9 protein-coding genes are annotated in these 21762 nt (G+C 69.3%); 6 read left to right on the top strand and 3 right to left on the bottom strand.

The annotated features are described in order from the left end of the window. Nucleotide 1: 1 nt before the first annotated feature. Entirely contained in the window at nucleotides 2–346 is a 345-nt protein-coding gene (gene rbpA / locus PT015_RS06560; RefSeq protein ID WP_285189710.1) for an RNA polymerase-binding protein RbpA, read from the bottom strand. A gap of 142 nt (nucleotides 347–488) precedes the next feature. Here rbpA and PT015_RS06555 point away from each other — a divergent pair, with 142 nt between their 5' ends. From PT015_RS06555 to PT015_RS06530, 6 genes are all read left to right on the top strand, one after another. Then, nucleotides 489–827, top strand: coding sequence for a hypothetical protein (locus PT015_RS06555; RefSeq protein ID WP_285189708.1), 339 nt, complete (start codon nucleotides 489–491; stop codon nucleotides 825–827). Nucleotides 828–1060: 233 nt separating this feature from the next. Next, nucleotides 1061–13462, top strand: coding sequence for a type I polyketide synthase (locus tag PT015_RS06550; protein ID WP_285189705.1), 12402 nt, complete (start codon nucleotides 1061–1063; stop codon nucleotides 13460–13462). Between the two features lie 3 nt (nucleotides 13463–13465). Then, on the top strand, nucleotides 13466–16084 hold the full coding sequence (locus tag PT015_RS06545) for an NAD-dependent epimerase/dehydratase family protein (RefSeq protein ID WP_285189704.1): 2619 nt from the start codon (nucleotides 13466–13468) through the stop codon (nucleotides 16082–16084). Between the two features lie 19 nt (nucleotides 16085–16103). After that, the gene (locus tag PT015_RS06540) at nucleotides 16104–17609 is read left to right on the top strand and encodes a carboxylesterase/lipase family protein (protein WP_285189702.1); all 1506 of its coding nucleotides are present in this window, start codon (nucleotides 16104–16106) and stop codon (nucleotides 17607–17609) included. Nucleotides 17610–17636: 27 nt separating this feature from the next. Beyond that, nucleotides 17637–19646: a DUF7064 domain-containing protein gene (locus tag PT015_RS06535; RefSeq protein WP_285189701.1), complete on the top strand. Its 2010-nt coding sequence runs from the start codon at nucleotides 17637–17639 to the stop codon at nucleotides 19644–19646. Between the two features lie 37 nt (nucleotides 19647–19683). Next, nucleotides 19684–20157 carry a gluconokinase gene (locus tag PT015_RS06530; protein ID WP_285190967.1) on the top strand — a complete coding sequence of 158 codons (474 nt, stop codon included), beginning with the start codon at nucleotides 19684–19686 and terminating at the stop codon, nucleotides 20155–20157. On the opposite strand, the gene PT015_RS06525 is transcribed toward PT015_RS06530, so the two are convergent. Together PT015_RS06525 and PT015_RS06520 are read right to left on the bottom strand one after the other, a co-directional pair. Beyond that, on the bottom strand, nucleotides 20147–20623 hold the full coding sequence (locus PT015_RS06525; RefSeq protein ID WP_285189700.1) for an RDD family protein: 477 nt from the start codon (nucleotides 20621–20623) through the stop codon (nucleotides 20147–20149). The two genes, PT015_RS06530 and PT015_RS06525, sit on opposite strands and share 11 nt — an antisense overlap. Before the next feature lie 64 nt (nucleotides 20624–20687). Then, a complete protein-coding gene (locus PT015_RS06520) occupies nucleotides 20688–21725 on the bottom strand; it encodes a DoxX family protein (RefSeq protein ID WP_285189699.1) in 1038 nt (345 codons plus the stop codon). Nucleotides 21726–21762: the final 37 nt, after the last annotated feature.

Below are 21762 nucleotides of genomic sequence, written 5' to 3'. Positions count from 1 at the left end.
TCTAGCTCCCGCTGCCGCGGCGGCGGGTCTTGATCAGCTCGAGGCGCTCCTTGAGCAGTTCTTCGAGTTCGTCGACGGAGCGACGCTCCAGCAGCATGTCCCAGTGGGTGCGGGGCGGCTTGACCTTCTTGGGCTCGGGCACGTCACCCTCGATCAGGGTGCCTTCCATGCCGTTGCGGCACAGCCAGGTGCCGGGGATCTCGGCGTCGTCGGCGAACGGCACTTCGAACTCTTCGCCGTTGTCGGTGCGGTAGCGCGCGAGCTGGCGCGGCGCCAGGTCGTGGTTGCGGTCGGTCTCGTAACTTACGGCTCCAAGGCGACTGCCTCGTAGGACGCGATCAGCCATTGGTCTGCACTCCTCTTAATGTCTTCTCAGCAGTTAGCGCCTTGATCAACGTCGCGGCGAGCGGGGTAGTTCCCGGGCCTGCAGGCAACCCGACGTTCCATGATACCGGGATCCGGGTTACACCCCGACTAAAGTCGGCCCCGTGACACGTCGCGCCCGCCCACAGCCGTGCCGCTGGTGCGGCCGCGACGTCACCGACAGCGGGCTCGGCCGGCGCCGTCAGTACTGCCGGCAGTCATGCCGCCAGCGGGCCTACGAGCAGCGCGCGTCGATCAACGGGACGAAGGGCGCGTCGCTGCCAGCTGATGCCGTGGTGCTGTCGGCCGACGAGGCCGCCGACCTCTCCGACCGCGTCTACCAGGTGCGATGCGCGGCGGAGGACGTGGCCACCGCGCTGGATGAAGGCGCCGGCACTCCCGAACTCCGTGAGCTGTGCGATGCCCTGATGCGAGCGGCCGCTGCCGCCGACGGGTGGCGCTGACCGGGTTTAGGCTCGGCTGACTTGTGCCGGGTACAGTCTCGCCATGGGTCGCTGGGCACCGGAAACAGTTGCGGAGCCAAGCCATCGGCGGGGTGGGCGAGTCGGCGCCCCCCGACGATGTTCTCGGGCCGACGAGCAGGTACGCCGCCATCCGCGCGGACAGTGACTCTGCTCCTCATCCAGGGCCACATCTCGGATTGAGCGACGACCGACGTTAGGCGAGGGGTTACGACATGGCTGACCAACTTCAGCATGCAACCGAGGCGTTGCGTAAGGCGCTGGTTCAGGTCGAGCGGCTGAAGAACAAGAACCGTGCGCTGCTGGAGCGCTCGGGTGAGCCGATCGCCATCGTCGGTATGTCGTGCCGTTTTCCGGGCGGCGTCGATTCGCCGGACAGCCTGTGGGAGATGGTCGCCGACAAGCGTGACGTCATGTCGGAATTCCCGACCGACCGCGGCTGGGACCTGGCCGACCTGTTTGATGACGACCCCGACGCCCCGCACAAGTGCTACGCCCGCTCGGGTGGATTCGTCGACGACGTCGCCGGTTTCGACGCCGGCTTCTTCGGCGTGGCCCCCAGCGAGGCGCTGGCGACCGATCCTCAGCACCGCATGCTGCTCGAGTTGTCGTGGGAGGCGTTGGAGCGGGCCGGAATTGACCCGACCTCGTTGCGTGGCAGCGCGACCGGAGTGTTCGCCGGGATCATCGTGCAGGGCTACGGCATGCTCGCCGAGGAGATCGAGGGCTACCGACTGACCGGCATGACGTCCAGCGTGGCGACCGGCCGGGTCGCGTACGTGCTGGGCCTGGAGGGCCCGGCGGTCTCGGTGGACACCGCGTGCTCGTCGTCGTTGGTGGCCCTGCACATGGCGGTGCAATCGCTGCGGTCGGGGGAGTGCGATCTGGCGCTGGCCGGCGGCGCGACCGTCAACGCCACTCCAACGGTTTTCGTGGAATTCAGCAGGCACCGCGGACTTTCGCCGGACGGCCGCTGCAAGCCCTTCTCGGGTGCGGCCGACGGTGTCGGCTGGTCCGAGGGTGGCGGAATGCTTGTGGTCGAACGCCTTTCGGACGCGCAGCGGTTGGGTCACCGGGTGCTCGCTGTGGTGCGTGGTACCGCGGTCAACCAGGACGGCGCCTCCAACGGGCTGACCGCGCCCAACGGGCCGTCGCAGCAGCGCGTGGTCCGCACCGCGCTCGCCAATGCCGGATTGACCCCGGGCGAGGTGGATGTGGTCGAAGGCCACGGCACCGGAACGACTTTGGGCGATCCGATCGAAGCGCAGGCTCTGCTCGCGACCTACGGCCAGGACCGGACCGACCAGCCGCTATGGCTGGGCTCGATCAAGTCGAACATGGGTCACACCCAGGCCGCGGCCGGTGTCGCCGGCGTGATCAAGATGGTGCAGGCCATGCGGCACGAGACGCTGCCCGCGTCCCTACACGTGGATGTGCCTAGCCCGCACGTGGATTGGACGGCGGGTTCGGTGTCGCTGCTAACGGAAGCGCAGCCATGGAAGGGCGCGTCCGCCAACGGCCACGCCCGCCGGGCCGCGGTGTCGTCGTTCGGTATCAGCGGCACCAACGCTCACGTGATCATCGAGGAGTCGCCGGCGGCCGAGGCGGTCGAGAGTGCGGACCCGCAGCCTTCGGTGGTGCCGTGGGTGCTATCGGCCAAGAGCTCTGCAGCGCTGGAGGCGCAGGCGCGACGCCTCAGCGAATTCGTCGGCGGCCGTGAGCAATTGAGTATCGCCGACGTGGGTTGGTCGCTGGCGGGCCGCTCGACGTTCGAGCACCGTGCGGTCGTGCTCGGTGACGACCGCGGCCAGTTGCTCACCGGGCTCGGCGAACTCGCGGAGGGACTGCCTGGCGGGTCGGTGATCACCGGCCACGCCTCGCCGGCGGGCAAGACCGTCCTCGTATTCCCCGGTCAGGGTTCGCAGTGGATTGGCATGGGCGTCGAATTACTGGACACCGCACCGGTTTTCGCTGAGCGGATGAACGCGTGCGCGGAGGCGTTCGCCGAGTTCGTCGACTGGTCGCTCATCGACGTATTGCGTGGCTCCCCGGGCGCCCCGGGCCTGGATCGGGTTGACGTGGTCCAGCCCGCGCTGTTCGCGGTGATGGTGTCGCTGGCCGAGTTGTGGCGTTCCATCGGGGTGCGCCCGGACGCCGTCATCGGGCATTCCCAGGGCGAGATCGCCGCGGCCTACGTCGCCGGGGCGCTGTCGTTGCGCGACGCCGCCCGCGTGGTCACGCTGCGCAGCAAGTTGCTGCTCGCGCTGTCCGGTCGCGGCGGCATGGCGTCGTTGGCTTGCGGGGCTGACCAGGCGCGAGAACTGTTGGCGCCCTACGGCGATCGGGTGAGTATCGCCGCCGTCAACGGTCGCTCCGCCGTCGTGCTGTCCGGCGAGGAAGTCGCCCTGGACGAGGTCGTCGCCTTGTGCGTCGAGCGCGAAACCCGCGCCCGCCGTATCGATGTCGGCTACGCATCGCATTCGGTGGCCGTCGACGAGATCCGCGACCAACTCGCCGAGGCGCTCGCCGGTATCGAACCGCAGTCGACGCGCACCGTGTTCTTCTCGACGGTCACCGGCGCAGTTCAAGACACCGCAGACCTGACTCCCGACTACTGGTTCCGCAACATCCGCCAGACCGTCGAATTCGACCAGGCGGTGCGGACCGCCGCCCAGAGCGGCTACCGGACCTTCATCGAATCCAGCCCACACCCGGCGCTGATCGCCGGCATCGAGGACACCGCGACCGACGGTGGTGCGGGTGCGGTCGTGGTGCCGACCCTGGGTCGCGAGGACGGCGGCCTGCAGCGCTTCCTCAGCTCGGCCGCCGCGGCCTTCGTTGCCGGCGTCAAGGTCGACTGGCGTGCCGCCGTACCGGCGGGCGGGTTCGTCGAGCTGCCCACGTATGCCTTTGAGCGCAAACGTTTTTGGCTCTCCGGCGACGGCGCCGCGGTGGACGCGGCCGGGTTGGGTCTCGGCGCCAGCGAACACCCCCTGCTGGGTGCGGTGGTCGAGCTGCCGGATTCGGGTGGCGTCGTGCTCACGGGTCGGTTGTCCTCGGCTACCCAGGGTTGGTTGACCGATCACGCCGTCGACGGCGTCGCAGTGTTCCCGGGCGCGGGCTTCGTCGAGTTGGCGATTCGCGCCGGCGACGAGGTTGGCTGCCCGGTGATCGACGAGCTGAATCTGCAATCGCCTCTGCTGTTGCCCGCGTCGGGTGCGGTCTCGGTGCAGGTAGTGGTCGGCGCCGCCGACGACGCGGGCCAGCGCAGCATCTCGGTGTTCTCCAGGGAGACTGCGGATTCCGCATGGAACTGCCACGCGACGGGCATTTTGTCGGCTGCCCCGGTCGAGCCGATCGCGGACCTCTCGGTCTGGCCGCCCGAGGGCGCCGTTGCCGTCGACGTGCGCGACGGCTACCAGCGGCTCGCTGAGCGCGGATACCAGTACGGTCCGGCGTTCCAAGGTCTGACCGCACTGTGGCGGCGCGGCGAGGAATTCTTCGCCGAGGTGACGCTGCCTCAACCGGCCGGTGGCGTCGGCGGATTCGGCGTACACCCGGTGCTGCTTGACGCAGCCCTGCACGCGGCCGCGGTCACACACGTGGGTGATGGTGTGGCACTGCCCTTCTCGTGGCAGGGCGTCTCGCTACACGCGGCGGGAGCGTCGTCGGTGCGGGCGCGAATCGCGCCGTCGGGCCCCTCGGCGGTTTCGGTCGAACTTGCCGACGGGCTGGGCCTGCCGGTGCTGACGGTGTCGTCGATGGTGGCGCGCCCGATTTCCCAACAGCAGCTGGCGGCCGCCGTGGCCGGTGCCACCGGGGATCGGCTGTTCGAGCTCGCGTGGACGCTGGCTTCCCCGGTATCCCACGCCGAGACCCCGGCTTACGACGTCTTCGAATCCGCTTCCACCGCAAGCGATCCGGTCGCCGCGAGCTACGAGCGGGTGCACACCGCGCTGACGGCATTGCAGTCCTGGTTGTCCGAACACGAGTCGGGCGTGCTGGTCGTGTCGACGCACGGCGCGGTCGCACTGTCGGGCGAGGACGTCACGGACCTGGCCGGTGCGGCCGTGTGGGGCCTGGTGCGCTCAGCGCAGACCGAGAATCCCGGCCGCATCGTGCTGGTGGATTCCGATGCACCGCTGACTGATTCGACGATCGCCGACGTGCTGGCGGTCGGGGAGCCGCAGGTGCTGGTCCGCGGCGAGGCGATTCACACCGCGCGGGTGCGCGGCAGCCGGGCGGTCGACAGCCTGCTGGTGCCGCCGGCCGAGGGCCCGTGGCGACTGGGCCTGTCGACGGCGGGCACCTTCGAAAATCTGCAACTGGAGCCGGTGCCCAACGCGGCTGCGGCGCTGGAGCCCGGCCAGGTCCGCGTCGCGCTGCGATCCATCTCCACCAACTTCCGCGACATCATGATCACGCTGGGCATGTTCACCCACGACGCGCTGATCGGCGGTGAGGGCGCGGGCGTCGTCGTCGAGGTCGGGCCCGGCGTCACCGAGTACGCCGTCGGCGACGACGTCTACGGCTTCTTCCCGGACGGCAGCGGCACCCTGGTCGCCGGCGACACCCGGCTGCTGCTGCCGATGCCGTCGGACTGGTCGTACCCCGAAGCCGCGGCCATCTCCGCGGTGTTCACCACCGCGTATTACGCGTTCGTCCATCTCGCCGACGTCAAACCGGGCCAGCGCCTGCTGCTGCACGCCGGAACCGGCGGTGTGGGTATGGCCGCCGCGCAACTCGCCCGCCACTTCGGCCTCGAAGTCTTTGCCACCGCCAGCCGTCCCAAGTGGGACACGTTGTTGGCGATGGGCTTCGACGACGACCACATCGGCGATTCCCGGACCCTGGAGTTCGAGGACAAGTTCCGCGCCATCGTCGGCGACCGCGGCTTCGACGTCGTGCTCGACTCGCTGGCCGGTGAATTCGTCGACGCCTCACTGCGACTCGTCAAACCGGGCGGGGTCTTCCTCGAGATGGGCAAGACCGACATCCGCGACCCGGGGAAGATCGCCGAGGAATACCCGGGCGTCCGCTACCGCGCCTTCGACCTGTTCGAACCCGGCCGCAACCGGATGCACCAGTACCTTCTCGAACTCGCCGAACTCTTCGACTCCGGCGTGCTGCGGCCGTTGCCGGTGACGACCTTCGACATTCGCCGCGCACCCGCGGCCCTGCGCTACCTGAGCCAGGCCCGCCACACCGGCAAGGTCGTGCTCACCATGCCTGACGTGTGGGCGCAGGGCACCGTGCTGATCACCGGCGGAACCGGCATGGCCGGTTCTGCGCTGGCCCGCCACCTGGTGGCCAATCACGGTGCGCGGCATCTTCTTCTGCTCGGTCGCCGCGGCCCCAACGCCCCAGGCGCCGCGGAATTGACGGCCGAACTCACCGCGGCCGGCGCCGAGGTGTCGATCGTCGCGTGCGATGCGGCGGACCGCGCCGCGCTGGCCAAGGTCATCGCCGACATCCCCGTGCAGCATCCGCTGTCCGCGGTCATCCACGCCGCCGGTGTGCTCGACGACGCAGTGCTAACGTCGCTGACACCCGAGCGGGTGGATCCGGTGCTGCGAGCCAAGATCGACGCGGCCTGGAATCTGCATGAGCTGAGCCAGGATTCGAGCGTCTCGGCCTTCGTGTTGTTCTCGTCGATGGCCGGCCTGGTCGGGTCGTCGGGCCAGGCCAACTACGCGGCGGCCAACAGCTACCTCGACGCCCTGGCCGCCCACCGGCGGGCGCACAAGCTGCCGGCAATCTCTCTCGGCTGGGGTCTGTGGGATCAGGCGAGCGAGATGACGGGTGGCCTCGACGACGCCGGCCGGGCGCGGTTGGCCCGCACCGGCGTCAAGGCGTTGGCGTCCGCCGACGCGTTGCAGTTGTTCGACACCGCAATGGCGGTCGACGAGCCGTTCCTGCTGCCCGCGCACATCGACGCCGCCGCGCTGCGGGCCAACACCGCCGTCGTGCCGCCGATGTTCGTCGACCTGATCAACGCGCCGACCCGCCGCCGGGTCGACGACTCACTGGCCGCGAGCAAGTCGAAGTCGGCTCTGGCGCAACGCATTCACGGCCTGCCGGAGGCCGAGCAGCACGCGGTGCTGCTGGACCTGGTCCGCTCGCACATCGCCACGGTGCTGGGCACCACCACGCCGGAGGCGATCGACCCGGACAAGGCGTTCCAGGAACTGGGCTTCGACTCGTTGACCGCTGTCGAGATGCGCAACCGGCTCAAGGCCGCCACCGGTCTGGCGCTGTCGCCGACGCTGATCTTCGACTACCCGACCCCGAGCCGGCTGGCGGACTACTTCCGCACCGAACTCGCCGGTGTGCCGCAGGAAGTCAAGACCGTTCCCGCCGTGCGCGTCGCCGGCGACGAACAGATTGCGATCGTCGGCATGTCGTGCCGATACCCCGGCAACGTCAACTCGCCGGAAGACCTGTGGGACATGGTCATTGAGGGCCGCGACGTCATCAGCGAGTTCCCGAGCGATCGCGGCTGGGACCTGGCCAATCTGTACAACCCCGACCCGGACGTGGCCGAGACCTGCTACACCCGCGTGGGCGGATTCGTCGAGGACGTCGGCGATTTCGACCCGGCCTTCTTCGGCATCGGGCCGTCCGAGGCGCTGGCGATGGACCCACAGCAGCGGATGTTCCTGGAATTGACTTGGGAAGCGTTGGAGCGGGCCGGAATTGACCCGACCACGCTGCGCGGCAGCGCCACCGGCGTCTTCGCCGGCCTGATGACCCAGGGCTACGGAATGTTCTCCGCCAAGCCGGTGGAGGGCTTCCGCCTCACCGGTCAGCTCTCGAGCGTCGCGTCCGGCCGGGTGTCTTACGTTCTCGGTCTGGAGGGCCCCGCGGTGTCGGTGGACACCGCGTGCTCGACGTCGCTGGTGACCCTGCACATGGCTGCGCAGTCGCTGCGGTCGGGGGAGTCCGACCTCGCGCTGGCCGGCGGCGTCACGATCAACGCCACTCCCGACATCTATGTCGAATTCAGCCGCTGGCGGGGGCTGTCCACCGACGGCCGTTGCAAGGCCTTCGCCGGGGCGGCCGACGGTACCGGGTTCTCCGAGGGCGGCGGAATGCTGGTGCTGGAGCGGCTTTCCGACGCCCGGCGCAACGGCCACCCGGTGCTCGCCCTGGTCAGCGGATCGGCGATCAACCAGGACGGTGCCTCCAACGGGCTCACCGCCCCGAACGGGCCCTCGCAGCAGCGGGTCGTCCGCTCGGCGTTGGCCAGTGCGGGACTCAGCGGTGCCGACGTCGACGTGGTCGAAGGCCACGGCACCGGCACCACCCTGGGCGATCCCATTGAGGCGCAGGCGATTCTGGCGACCTACGGGCAAGACCGGCCGACGCCGCTGTGGCTGGGATCGATCAAGTCCAACATGGGCCACACCCAGGCCGCCGCAGGTGTGGCCGGGGTGATGAAGATGATCCTGGCGATGCGCCACGAGGTGCTGCCGGCCACCCTGCACGTGGATGCGCCGAGCCCGCACGTCGACTGGACGATGGGCTCGGTCCAACTGCTGACCGACCAGCAGCCCTGGCCTGCCAACGGCCATCCACGCCGCGCCGGGGTGTCGTCGTTCGGCATCAGCGGCACCAACGCGCACGTCATCATCGAATCGGCACCGCCGATCGAGACACCCGCGGAGGTGTCGCCGGTCGCGCCGCCACCGGTCGTCCCGTGGGCGATCACGGCGAAGTCCACCTCAGCGCTGGCCGCCCAGGCCGCGCGCCTGGCCGAATTCGTCGGCACTCGAACAGAATTGGCTGCCACAGATGTCGGCTGGTCGCTGGCCGGCCGCGCCGCGTTCGAGCACCGCGCGGTGGCGCTGGGCGCCGACCGGGACCAGTTGCTCGCCGGCCTGACCGAATTGGCCGACGACGCACCGGTTTCGGTCATCACCGGCAGCGCGCTGCCAGGCAAGACCGTCTTCGTGTTTCCCGGTCAGGGCTCGCAGTGGCTCGGCATGGGCATGGGTCTGCACGCCACCCACCCGGTGTTCGCCGAGGCATTCAACACCGTCGTCGGGGAGTTGGACCGCCACCTGCTGCGCCCGCTGCGCGAGGTGATGTGGGGCCACGATGAAGACCTGTTGAACACCACCGAGTTCGCCCAGCCGGCGTTGTTCGCCGTCGAGGTCGCGCTGTACCGGCTGCTGGAATCCTGGGGCGTGCGGCCCGATTTCGTGATGGGTCACTCGATCGGCGAATTGACCGCGGCGCACGTCGCGGGTGCGCTGTCGCTGGAGAACGCCGCGTTGCTGGTGGTCGCGCGAGGCCGGTTCATGCAGGCGCTGCCCGCCGGCGGGGCCATGGTCGCGGTGCAGGCCACCGAGGATGAGGTTCGTCCCCTGCTGACCGACACGGTCGGCATTGCCGCGGTCAACGGCCCGGCGTCGGTGGTGGTCTCCGGCGACGAGTCGGCTGTCGACGCCATCGCCGAGCAACTACGGGCACAGGGCCGCCGCGTGCACCGGCTCGCGGTGTCGCATGCATTCCACTCACCGTTGATGGAACCGATGATCGACGAGTTCAAAGCGGCGGCCCGGGAATTGACCGTCAACCCGGTCACCATTCCGGTGATCTCCAACGTCACCGGAGAGCTGGTCGGCGACGATTTCGCTTCCGCCGACTACTGGATCGGGCACATTCGCGCCGCGGTCCGGTTCGCCGACAGCATCCGGCACGCTAATTCGCTTGGTGCGAGCCGATTCCTGGAGGTCGGACCGAGTGGCGGCCTCACCTCGTCCATCGAGGAGTCGCTCGCCGAGGCCACCCTGGCGGCGGTGCCATTGCTGCGCAAGGACCGCCCCGAGCCCACCAGCCTGGTGACCGGTGTGGCCCACGCGTTCGTTTCGGGCGTTGGCGTCGACTGGCGGGCCACGCTGCCCGGCGCCGGCTTCATCGAGCTGCCGACGTATGCCTTTGAGCGGCGGCGCTTCTGGCTGTCCGCCGACGACGCAGCGGTCGACGCCGAAGGACTCGGCCTGTCGCCGAGCGAGCACGCGCTGCTGGGCGCGGTCATAGACCTACCGACCTCGGGCGGTGTCGTACTGACCGGTCGGCTCGCAGCGGGAACGCAGGGTTGGCTGTCCGACCATGCGGTCGGCGGCGTGGTGATCCTGCCTGGCACCGGATTCGTCGAGATGGTCATCCGAGCGGGGGACGAGGTCGGCTGCTCGGTGGTCGACGAGTTGACGTTGGCGGCGCCGTTGGTGATCCCGGCGACCGGGTCGGTGGCGGTGCAGGTAGTCGTGGACGGCGCCGACGAATCGGGAAGCCGTGCGGTCTCGGTGTTTTCGCGCGCCGACGCACACTCGGGCTGGACGCTGCACGCCGAGGGCATCGTGTCGCCCGGCACGCCGGGGTCGGGTACCGACCTGTCCGCGTGGCCCCCGGCCGGCGCAACGGCGGTCGACATCGACGGTCTCTACGACCGGTTGGCGGCGAACGGCTACGGCTACGGCCCGGCGTTCCAGGGGCTGACCGCGATGTGGCGCCGCGGCGACGAGATCTTCGCCGACGTGACGCTGCCCAGCGACGCTGGTGTATCCCCGGCCGGATTCGGTGTGCACCCCGCCGTCCTCGACGCGACGCTGCACGCGGTGATCGTCGCGACCGAGGCCGAGCACGACGGCAAGGACGGTGTCCTGGTGCCGTTCTCATGGCAAGGCGTGTCGTTGCACGCCGCGGGCGCATCGTCGGTGCGAGCCCGCATCGCACCGTCCGGCCCCTCGTCGGTGTCGCTGGAACTCGCTGACGCACTGGGACTTCCGGTGTTGTCGGTCGCCTCCATGGTGGCCCGTCCGGTGTCCCGGCAGCAGTTGATGGCCGCCGTTTCGGGGTCCGGTCCGGACCGGATCTTCGAAGTGGTGTGGACGCCGGCGGCGTCCGGATCGCATGCGGACACACCGGCGTACGACGTCTTCGAGTCGCTGGCTGCTGACGACGACGCGCTCGCCGCGACCTACAACCGCACTCACGAGGCGCTCGCCGCGCTGCAGACGTGGCTGACCGAGCACGACTCGGGAACGCTGGTGGTGTCCACCCGCGGAGCGGTGGGACGGGCGGGGGAGGCCGTCACCGATCTGGCCGGCGCCGCGGTGTGGGGCCTGGTGCGGTCGGCGCAGACCGAACATCCCGGCCGCATCGTGCTGGCGGATTCCGATGCGCCCCTGAGCGATACGACGATCGCCGCCGTCTTGGCCGCCGGCGAGCCGCAGGTCCTGGTGCGCGCGGAGACGGTGTACACCGGCCGGGTGCACGGCAGCCGCGCAGTCGACGCGCTACTGGTTCCGCCCGGTGGCGATGCCTGGCGGCTCGGCATGTCGAGCAAGGGCACCTTCGAAAACCTGGTGCTCGAGCCGATTCCGGACGCCGATGCGCCGCTGGGCGCCGGGCAGGTTCGGGTCGCGGTGCGCACGATGCCGGCCAACTTCCGCGACGTGATGATCGCGCTCGGCCTGTACCCCGACGAGGACGCCGTCATGGGCGTCGAGGCGTCCGGCGTCGTGATCGAAACCGCGCCGGACGTAACCCGTTTCGCGGTGGGCGACCGGGTCACCGGGCTGTTCCCCGAAGGCACCGGCACCCAGGCCATCACCGATGGGCGCCTGCTGATGGACATCCCGTCGGGATGGTCGTACACCGAAGCGGCGACCGCGCCGGTGGTGTTCGCCACCGCCTACTACGCACTCACCGCGCTCGCCGATGTCAAGGCGGGCCAGCGGATCCTGATCCACGCCGCCGCCGGCGGCGTGGGCATGGCCGCTGTGCAGTTGGCCCGTCACTTCGGTCTCGAGGTGTTCGCCACGGCCAGCCGCGGCAAGTGGGACACGTTGCGGTCGATGGGCTTTGACGACACCCACATCGGCGACTCCCGCACCGTGGAGTTCGAGGACAAGTTCCGGGCCGCCACCGGCGGCCGCGGGGTGGACGTCGTGCTGGACTCGCTGTCCGGCGAATTCGTCGATGCCTCACTGCGGCTCGTCACGCCCGGCGGGATCTTCCTCGAAATGGGTAAGACCGACATCCGCGACCCCGGTGAGGTCGCTTCCGAACACAGTGGGGTGCGCTACCGGGCTTTCGACCTGTTCGAGGCGGGCGCCGACCACATCGCGCGCATGCTGTCCGACCTCACCGCGCTGTTCGAGGACGCGACGCTGCGACCGCTGCCCGTCACCACGTTCGACGTACGACGTGCACCGGCCGCGCTGCGTTACCTCAGCCAGGCCCGGCACACCGGCAAGGTCGTGCTGACGATGCCCGACGCCTGGGCGTTGGGCACCGTGGTTATCACCGGCGGTACCGGGATGGCCGGGTCCGCGCTGGCCCGCCACGTCGTCGCGAACCACGGGGTGCGCAACCTGGTGCTGATCGGCCGCCGCGGCCCGGACGCACCCGGCGCCACCGACCTGGCCGCGGAGTTGTCCGCGGGCGGCGCGGAGGTATCGATCGTCGCGTGCGACGCCTCCGACCGTGCGGCTCTGGCGAAGGTGCTGGCCGACATTCCGGTGCAGCATCCGCTGTCCGCGGTGATCCACACCGCGGGTGTGCTGGACGACGCGGTGGTGACGTCGCTGACCCCGGAGCGGGTCGACGAGGTGTTGCGGGCCAAGGTCGACACGGCGTGGAATCTGCATGAGCTGACCAAGGATTCGAACCTGTCGGCGTTCGTGATGTTCTCGTCGATGGCGGGATTGGTGGGCTCTTCGGGTCAGGCGAACTACGCCGCGGCCAACAGCTTCCTGGACGGACTGGCGTCGTACCGGCGGGACCGCGGCCTGCCGGCGATCTCGCTGGGCTGGGGGCTGTGGGACCAGACCAGCAGCATGACCGGCGAACTCGGTGCGGTCGACTTCGCGCGGTTCGCCCGCGACGGAATCGTGGCGATGACCTCCACCCAGGCTTTGCAGCTGCTCGACACCGCGATGGTCATCGACGAGCCGTTCCTGCTACCCGCGCACATCGACACCGCCGCCCTGCGGACCAAGTTCGACGGTGGCACCCTGCCGCCGATGTTCGTCGACCTGATCAACGCGCCGGCCCGGCGCCAGGTCGATGACTCGCTTGCCGCGGCCAAGTCGAAATCGGCCCTGCTGCAACGCCTGGACGGGCTGCCGGAGGACGAGCAGCAGGCCGTGTTGCTGGACCTGGTGCGCTCGCACATCGCGACCGTGCTGGGCAACAGCACCCCGGAGGCGATCGACCCGGACAAGGCATTCCAGGAGTTGGGTTTCGACTCGCTGACCGCCGTCGAGATGCGGAATCGGCTCAAGGCGGCCACCGGCTTGCCGCTGTCGCCGACGCTGATCTTCGACTACCCGAACTCGGCTGCGCTGGCCGGCTACTTCCGGCAGGAATTGGTGGGCGCGTCGGCAGAGGTCGCGCCCAAGGCCGCACCGGGCGAGGCGGAGATCCAGCGTGTGGTGGCGTCCATCCCGGTCAAGCGCCTACGGCAGGCCGGCGTGCTCGACCTGCTGCTGGGCCTGGCCAACGAGGCCGACGGCCCCGACTCCGAGCAGAACAAGGAAAAAGACCTCGCGACAATGGATCTCGACGACTTGGTCAACGCCGCGTTCCTCGACGACGACGATTAGCCGATGAGGATTGCCGTCACCGGGGCCAGCGGGGTAGTCGGCCGCGGCGTCGTCGTGCGACTGCTCAGCGCCGGACACGACGTGGTCGGAGTGGGTCGTCGTCAGCCCGAAAGCTGGCCAAGCCAAGCCGCTTTCGTCTCGGCCGACATTCGCGACGCCGCAGCCGTGGCGCGCGCGCTGTCGGGCGCCGAGGTCGTGGTGCACTGCGCGTGGTCGACCGATCCCGCGGCGAATGGGCCGGCGGACCGTGACGTCAACATCGGTGGCACCAGCAACGTCCTCGACGCGGTCGACCGCGGAGGGATCCGGCGCGTGGTGTTCGCCTCGTCGGCCCACGTGTACGGACCCGACCCTCGCGTCCGGACGGAAGACGCTGCACTGCAGCCGAATTCGTCGTTTGGCCGAGACAAGGTTCGCGCCGAAGAAATGGTCGCCGCGTCCGGCGTGGAATGGGTGTCGATTCGCGCCGCCGCGATCCTCGGTCGCGGCGTCGACAACTGGGTGCGGCGGGCGCTGGCGTCGGCGGTGTTCCCCGATGCGGGGCGCCGCACGCTGCCGGTCGTGCACAGCGACGATGCGCACCGAATTTTCGTTCGCGCTGCCGTCGACCCGGATCTGACGAACGGGCCGGTGAACCTCGCGGCTGAGGGGGAGCTCACCCTGGGGGAGATCGCCGACGCTCTCGGTCGGCCGCGTGCACCCCGGCTGCTGCGCGCGATCAGCCCAGCAGCCGAACTCGATCTGCTGCTCGACACCCCGTCGATGGACACCGCGCTGCTGCGCGACACCTGGCGCGTCGAGACGGCGTGGACCGCACGGGATTGCCTGCACGACATGGCGTTGGCGGTGCGCGGACATCTGAGCGTCGGTCGCTGGTCGACGTCGCTGCCGTGGCGCCTGACCCATGTGCAGGACATCCCCGCGGTCGACATCCCGGCCGCCGACGGACAGGCGACCGAGCTGGCGGGTCCCGACGGCGGCAACGGCGAGTTCGACACCCCGATCGATCCGCGGTTTCCGATGTATCTCGCCACCAACCTGTCCGAGGCCCTGCCGGGGCCGTTTTCGCCCTCGTCGGCATCGGCGACGGTCAAGGGATTGCGCGCCTCCGGCGCGGTCATCGCGAACCGGCTGCGGCCCGGTGGGTTGATCCAGCGCGAAATGGCCACCCGCACAGTCGGAGTGTTCGCGCACCGGCTGTACGGCGCCATCACCACCGCGCACTACATGGCCGAAGTCGTGCCTTTCGTCAAGCCCGAGATGGTGGTGCGGCAGAGCCAATTCTTCGGCCCCAGTGTGGCGTCCATGCCGATCCACGGCGAGCAGCAGCTGCCACCCGAATCTCGCAGCGCCGCAGGACCGTTGCGCACGATCCGCAACCTGGGAGTGTTCGGGGTCAACCTGGCCGGCCTGATCGTCGGGGCGGACCGCGACACCAAGTGTTTCGTCGACGACATCGAGTGGCTGGAAGCGAGTGCCGCGGGTGACCTTTCGCGCCTGTCGGAGCCGAGGCTGCAGAGCCTGATCCTGCTGGCCCGCGACCACGTCATCGACGGCTGGGTGCTGGCGTCCGGATCGTTCATGGCCTTCGCCGCGCTCAGCACGATCCTGCGCGCCCTGAACGGACGCGACATGGTGTTGCCGGTCGGTCAGGAGTTGGCCAGCGCCAGCCTGCTCAGCGCGGTGTACCGCATCGCCGAAACCGCCCGGCGCGATCCCACCGTTCTGCGCATTCTGTCCGGCCCCGGCGATCATCTCGGCGAACTGGCCGCCCAGGCGCCGGAGTTTCACCAAAACCTGCTCGCGGAACTGGCGGCGTGCGGACACCGCGGGCCCGCGGAGCTGGAGATGCGCTCGTCCAGCTACGCCGACAACCCGGAGTTGTTACTCCGCATCGTGTCGAAAGCCCTTGACACACCGCTACGTTCGGAGAACCACGCACCCACGATCCCGTTGCGGGCCCGGCCGGTGGCGCTGCTCGCCGCCCACCAGGTCCGCGACCGTGAAACCCGCCGGGACCGTCTGGTTCGGGCAAACTGGTTGCTGCGCAAGCTCCTTCGCGAACTCGGCCGACGATTGGTCGACACGGGGGTGCTCGAGACCGTCGACGACGTGTTCTATCTGCTCGTCGACGAGTTGGACGCACTGCCCGCCGACACCGCCGCGCTGGTGCGCCGCCGCCGCGCCGATCAGGCGAGCCTCGCTGACACCGTGCCGCCGGCGGTGTTCAGCGGCGGATGGCGACCCACCGCCATAGCCGCGTCCGTGCTGTCGCCCGGTCAGGAGCTGACCGGGGCCGGCGTCAGCGCCGGCCAGGTTCGCGGCCGGGTTCGGATCGTGCGCCCGGACACCATCGATGACCTGCAGGCCGGGGAGATCCTCGTTGCCGAGGTCACCGACGTCGGCTATACGGCCGCTTTCTCCTACGCCGGGGCCGTCGTCACAGAACTCGGCGGACCGATGTCACACGCGGCCGTGGTGGCGCGCGAATTCGGTATCCCCTGCGTGGTCGATGTGCACGACGCGACTCGACGGCTGGCGCCCGGGGCGCTGATCGAGGTCGACGGCACCACCGGCACGATCCGGGTCGTCGATCCGGACCTGCCGAGCGTCCGCCCCTGACGTTCGCTACCGTCGATTGATGCACGAACACACGGTCCGCGTGACGACCACCGCGGGCACCGTCGAAGGTTTCACCCGTGACGGCGTTCACCGCTGGCGATCCATCCCGTACGCCAAGCCCCCGGTGGGCGCGCTGCGCTACCGGGCGCCGGAGCCGGCCCAGCCCTGGCGGGGTGTGCGGTATTGCCACGGCTTCACCAAGTGCTCCCCGCAGGAGCACCGCTACGCCATGCTCGGGGTGGGCAAGTACCAGGCCATGGGGGAGGACTGCCTCACCCTGAACGTCACCGCGCCCGCGGCGTCGCCGCCCCAGCCGCTGCCGGTGATGGTCTTCATCCACGGCGGCGGCTACATCATGGGCAGCTCGGCCACGCCGATCTACGACGGGGTGGCGCTGGCCAAGCGGGGCTGCATCTACGTCTCGGTGAACTACCGCCTCGGTGCGCTCGGCTGCCTCGACCTGTCGTCGCTGTCGACGTCGGACATCACGATCGACAGCAATCTGTTCCTGCGTGACTTGATCCTGTCGCTGCGCTGGGTGCGTGACAACGTCGCGGCGTTCGGGGGCGACCCGGCCAATGTGACGATCTTCGGCGAAAGCGCCGGTGCCCACGCCGTCGGCGCGCTGTTGACCGCACCCGACGCCGAAGGCCTGTTCGCCCAGGCGATTTCAGAAAGCCCGGCCAGCGGGATGACCCGGCCCACCGCCGTCGCGGCGGAGTTCGCCGCGCGGTTCGCGACTCTGCTCGGCACCCGCAAGCAGGATGCCGCACACGCATTGCTGACGGCGTCGCCCGCAGACCTGGTGGCCGCGCAGAACCGTCTGATCAATGATGGTGTGCGAGACATGTTGGGCGCGTTCCCCATTGGCCCGGTGTTCGGCGACGACGTGCTACCGCTCGATCCGGTCGACGCGATGCAGCAGGGCAAGGCGCACCGGGTGCCGTTGATCGTGGGCACCAACGCCGACGAGGGAAAGCTGTTCACCCGCTTCCTGCAACTGCTGCCGACCAACGAACCGATGATCGAAGCGCTGCTGGCCGAGGTCGAACCGGCGGAGCGGGAGCGCATCACCGGGGCCTACCCCGATTACCCGCAGCGGTCAGCGTGCATCCGGCTGGGCGGCGATTTCGCCTTCGGTTCGGCGGCGTGGGGGATGGCCGAAGCCCACGGCAGATACGCGCCGACGTACCTGTACCGCTACGACTACGCGCCCCGCGCGCTGCGCTGGTCCGGGCTCGGTGCCACCCACGCCACCGAGTTGCTCGCGGTGTTCGGCTTCTACCGCACCAGAGTCGGCGCCCTGCTCACCGCGCCGGTCGATCGGCGGTCGGCGCTGCGGGTCACCCGCGAAGTGCAAAGGCGTTGGCGATCATTCAGCCGGACGGGCAATCCCGGCGACGACTGGCCCGCCTACACCGACACCGACCGCGCGGTGATGGTGTTCGATCGCAAGACCCACCTCGAGTTCGACCCGCACCCCGAACGGCGGCGAGCCTGGGAGGGCTTTTCGCTAGCGAGATGACGGTGGATGTGGTTTCGTGAACGAGCCATGACACCGCACCCCGACAACGTCGTCGAACGCCCGGCCGACCTCACCGCTGCCTGGCTCAGCGAGGCGATCGGTGCGGGAACCGTCGCCGATTTCAGCACCGAGCGAATCGGCACCGGCCAGATGAGCGAGTGCTACCGCGTCCAGTTGACCTACGCCGATGCCTCGTCAGCAGCCGACCGGCCGGACTCGGTGGTGCTGAAGGTCGCGGCCACCGACCCGATGAGCCGGCAGACCGGAATGACGCTGGAGCTCTACGAGCGAGAGGTGTCCTTCTACCGCGACATCGCCCCGCGGCTGCACGGTCCCGTCGCGCCTTGCTACCACAACGCGTTCGACGCCTCGTCGGGAATTTTCGATGTGCTGCTCGGTGACGCCAACCCGGCGTTGGTGGGCGACGAAATCCGCGGTGCCACAACGGCGCAAGCACGCACCGCCGTGACCGAACTGGGCCGGCTACAGGGGCCGCTGCTGGGAGACACCACCCTCGCCGATGCGGCGTGGCTCAACCGTGACGCGCCGATCAACCAGGGTTTGATCACCGCACTCTTCGCCGGCTTCGTCGACCGCTATGGCGACCAGATCTCACCGCAGCACCGGACGGTGTGCGAGCGGCTGGTCGGCGGCTTCGATGCCTATCTCGCCGAGGAGGCCACCGACGAGCGGATGCACGGATTGATCCACGGCGACTACCGCCTGGACAATATGTTGTTCGGCGCCGACGGCGCGGAACGCCCACTGACCGTGGTGGATTGGCAGACGGTGACGTGGGGTCCGGCAATGACCGACCTGGCCTACTTCCTCGGCTGCGCCCTACCGATCGAGGACCGTCGCGCGCACTACGACGACTTGCTGGACGGCTATCACCGCGCGCTCGGCCCGGGCGCGCCGATCAGCCTCGCCGACGTTCGCGATGGCGTGCGACGGCAGAGCTTTTTCGGGGTGATGATGGCCATCGTGTCGTCGATGCTGGTCGAGCGCACCGAACGTGGCGACACGATGTTCATGACGATGCTGCAGCGGCACTGCGAGCACGTGCTCGACACCGACGCGTTGGCCATCTTGCCGGCACCGGCCTCCACCGAACCGCTGCGCCCGTCGTCCGATGACGAGTCGGCGCACCCGCCCACCGACGAGCCGCTGTGGAACGAGAGCTGGTACGCCGACTTCATCGACGCCGCACAGGGATTCGGCGGCTGGATCCGGCTCGGCTTGATTCCCAACCAGCAAACGGCCTGGCTGCACGGGCTGCTGTGCGGTCCGGGGCTGCCGACCGTCGCGCTGGTCGACTTCGAGGTGCCGCTGCCCGCCGATCCATGGGCGGTGAGCACCGACGCGCTCGACTTCACGCACTCCGCCGCCGATCCGCTGCGCACCTATCGCGTCACGCTGCGTGGCCGGGGGCAGTCGTTTCTCGATCCGGCCGGCCTGCTGCGAGGCGAGCAGGGCGATCCGGCCGAGGTGGCCATCGAACTCGAATGGGCCACCGACGGCACGCCGTATCAGTACCGGGTGGCAACGCGTTATGAGATCCCCTGCACGGTAACGGGATCCGTCACGGTCGACGGGCGCCGCTACACGCTGGACGCGGTCCCCGGGCAACGGGATCACTCGTGGGGAGTGCGCGACTGGTGGAGCATGGACTGGCTCTGGAGCGCATTGCACTTCGACGACGGCACTCACGTGCACGGGGTCGACCTCAAGATTCCGGGCGTTCCGCCGATGAGCGTCGGCTACGTCCAGGATCGCGCGGGGACCGTCACCGAACTGGAAACCATCTCCCCGATACAGACATTCGATGCCGACGGCCTGCCCGTCACCGCGACATTGGCGGTCAACCCCGGCGGTATCGCGGCGACCATCGACGTGCTCGGACACGCGCCGCTGCGCCTGGTCGCCAAGGACGGTCGGGCGAGCCAATTCCCGCGCGCCTGGGCGACGGTGAGCACCGCCGACGGCCGGGCGGGTGTGGGCTGGCTGGAGTGGAACCGCAACCTGCCCGGTGCCTGACGAAAAGCGCTCTCCGCCAGGCACATCGATCGTGGTGATGGGTGTGTCGGGGTCGGGCAAGTCAAGCGTCGGGGCGGCGCTGGCCCGTCGCCTCGACATTCCGTTCGCGGACGCCGACACGCTGCACCCGGCGACCAACGTCGCGAAAATGTCCGCGGGCACGCCACTCGACGACGACGACCGTCGGCCCTGGCTGGCCGCGGTGGGGCGGTGGCTGGCCGATCACGACAGCGGGGTGATGAGCTGCTCGGCGCTCAAGCGCCGGTATCGGGACCAATTGCGTTCGTACCGAACGACTGTCGAATTCCTGCATCTCACCGGTCCGCCCGACATCGTCGGCCGCCGGCAAGCAGACCGGCCCGGTCACTTCATGCCCTCGTCGTTGGTGCGGTCCCAGTACGACGCGCTCGAGCCCCTGCAGCCCGGCGAACGGGGCATGGCCGTCGACATCGCACAGAGCGTCGACACGATCGTCGACGCATTCGTGCGGTACCTGTCCGCTAGACCTTGAGCACCTGTGTGCCGCCGGCCAACTCGTCGTGCTTGCCCTGCTTGGTGGGGCTGCCGCTGATCGTCACCGCGATCACGATGTAGGCGATGAACGCCAGCAGCGGACCCAGGTAGGGCACCACCGACAGCAGCGTGAACGAGTTGCGGATGGCCGACTGCCCGGCAGTGGGTCGCGGCGATCCGCCGGGACCATGCACGCTCAGACCCAGCAGGCGCTTGCCCGGGCTGGCGCCCTGACTGACTTCGAACAAGACGAAATAGCCGAACATCAGAACGCCGGAGAACAACCCGGTGACCAGCCACCAGTAGTCCTGGTCGAACAGGAACAGCGACACCAGAAACACCACGACGTTGACCAGGATGCCGTCGATCAGCCGCGCGAAGAACCGCGTGCCCAGGCCGCCGGGCCGACCGCTCGGACCGTGCGGCGCGTATCCGTAACTCGGGTCGAAGTCAGCTGATGTCATGCGGGGCTCCTAGCGGCGGTGGCCGCCAATGTACCCGCGCCAAAAAGCTCCGTCGACGGTCTGATCAGTGCCAGTGGCGCGCTGTGGCCCGCCCGCGGTGGGCCAGCTCCTCGCCGCGATCGCGGGCCAGTTCCGCTAGCTCACTGCCGCGTTCGTAGGCGCGCTCGCTCAGCTCGCTGCCCCGGTCCCGTGCAATCTCCGCCCATTCACTGCCGCGGTCCCAGGCGATGTCGGCCCACTCGCTGCCCCGGTCGCGGGCGACGTCGGCGAGTTCAGCGCCGCGTTTGCGCGCCTTTTTCACGACGGGCTTGCTCTTCTTGGCGGCATCATGCGCCCATTCGCTACCGCGATCACGGGCGGTCTCGGCCAGGTCGGCACCACGTTCGCGCACCGTCTCGGCGAGTTCGGCACCGCGCTTGCGTGCCTTCTTGCGCGCCTTCTTCACCACGGGCTTGCTCTTCTTGGCGGCGTCGTGCGCGAGTTCTTCGCCTCGCTTGCGGGCCGCCTCGACGACTGGCGCGCTGCGTTCGGCGGCGGCGCTGGCGAGTTCGCGACTGCGCTCGGCCCCCGCGTGCAGGCCTTGCGCGATGCGTTCGGCGAGCTCGGAGTCGAGCAACGAGTCGTCCGAGCCCGTCAGGGGGAGTGCGGAAGAAAGTCGTTCCGCCGCTTGCCTTCCGCGCCATCCCAACGATGGCTTACCGGCTGTGTCGGCCGCGGCGATGATGAGTCCACCCAGCAGGCTCAGATCGGTCAGCAGGTCGCGCCGCTTCTGCGCCTTGCGCTGCGGATCGCTTTCGGTCCAGAACAAGTGTCCGCCAAGGCTTCCCGGGATCACCGTGAATGCCAGTGCGGCGGAGGCGATTCGAGGAGCCTTGCCGGTGGCCAGCAGCACCCCGCCGGCGACCTGAACGGCAGCGTTGATCCGGGCGGCCGTCTCGGGGTTGGACGGCACCTTGTCGCCGTAGGGCTCGGGCAGCTGACGCAGCGCCGCGACGGTGGGCTCCGTCGCCTCGAGCGTGACCGCGGGGTTGCGCAGCGCCTCGACACCTTGGCCGATGAATGCTGCAGACAGCAGGGGACGAGCGATTCGCCGAATCAACATGGCGGGGGTGTTCCCACGTTGTCCGCGATGCAAACCG

It is taken from the genome of Candidatus Mycobacterium wuenschmannii, from assembly GCF_030252325.1.
Taxonomy (GTDB): Bacteria; Actinomycetota; Actinomycetes; order Mycobacteriales; family Mycobacteriaceae; genus Mycobacterium; species Mycobacterium wuenschmannii.
This window is presented reverse-complemented; position numbering and strand designations above follow the sequence as displayed.

Coding starts and splice junctions, on each gene's coding strand:
- PT015_RS06520 (WP_285189699.1), bottom strand. CDS start 21,725: ATGTTGATTCGGCGAATCGCTCGTCCCCTGCTGTCTGCAGCATTCATC.
- PT015_RS06540 (WP_285189702.1), top strand. CDS start 16,104: ATGCACGAACACACGGTCCGCGTGACGACCACCGCGGGCACCGTCGAA.
- PT015_RS06525 (WP_285189700.1), bottom strand. CDS start 20,623: ATGACATCAGCTGACTTCGACCCGAGTTACGGATACGCGCCGCACGGT.
- PT015_RS06545 (WP_285189704.1), top strand. CDS start 13,466: ATGAGGATTGCCGTCACCGGGGCCAGCGGGGTAGTCGGCCGCGGCGTC.
- PT015_RS06550 (WP_285189705.1), top strand. CDS start 1,061: ATGGCTGACCAACTTCAGCATGCAACCGAGGCGTTGCGTAAGGCGCTG.
- PT015_RS06530 (WP_285190967.1), top strand. CDS start 19,684: ATGGGTGTGTCGGGGTCGGGCAAGTCAAGCGTCGGGGCGGCGCTGGCC.
- rbpA (WP_285189710.1), bottom strand. CDS start 346: ATGGCTGATCGCGTCCTACGAGGCAGTCGCCTTGGAGCCGTAAGTTAC.
- PT015_RS06535 (WP_285189701.1), top strand. CDS start 17,637: ATGACACCGCACCCCGACAACGTCGTCGAACGCCCGGCCGACCTCACC.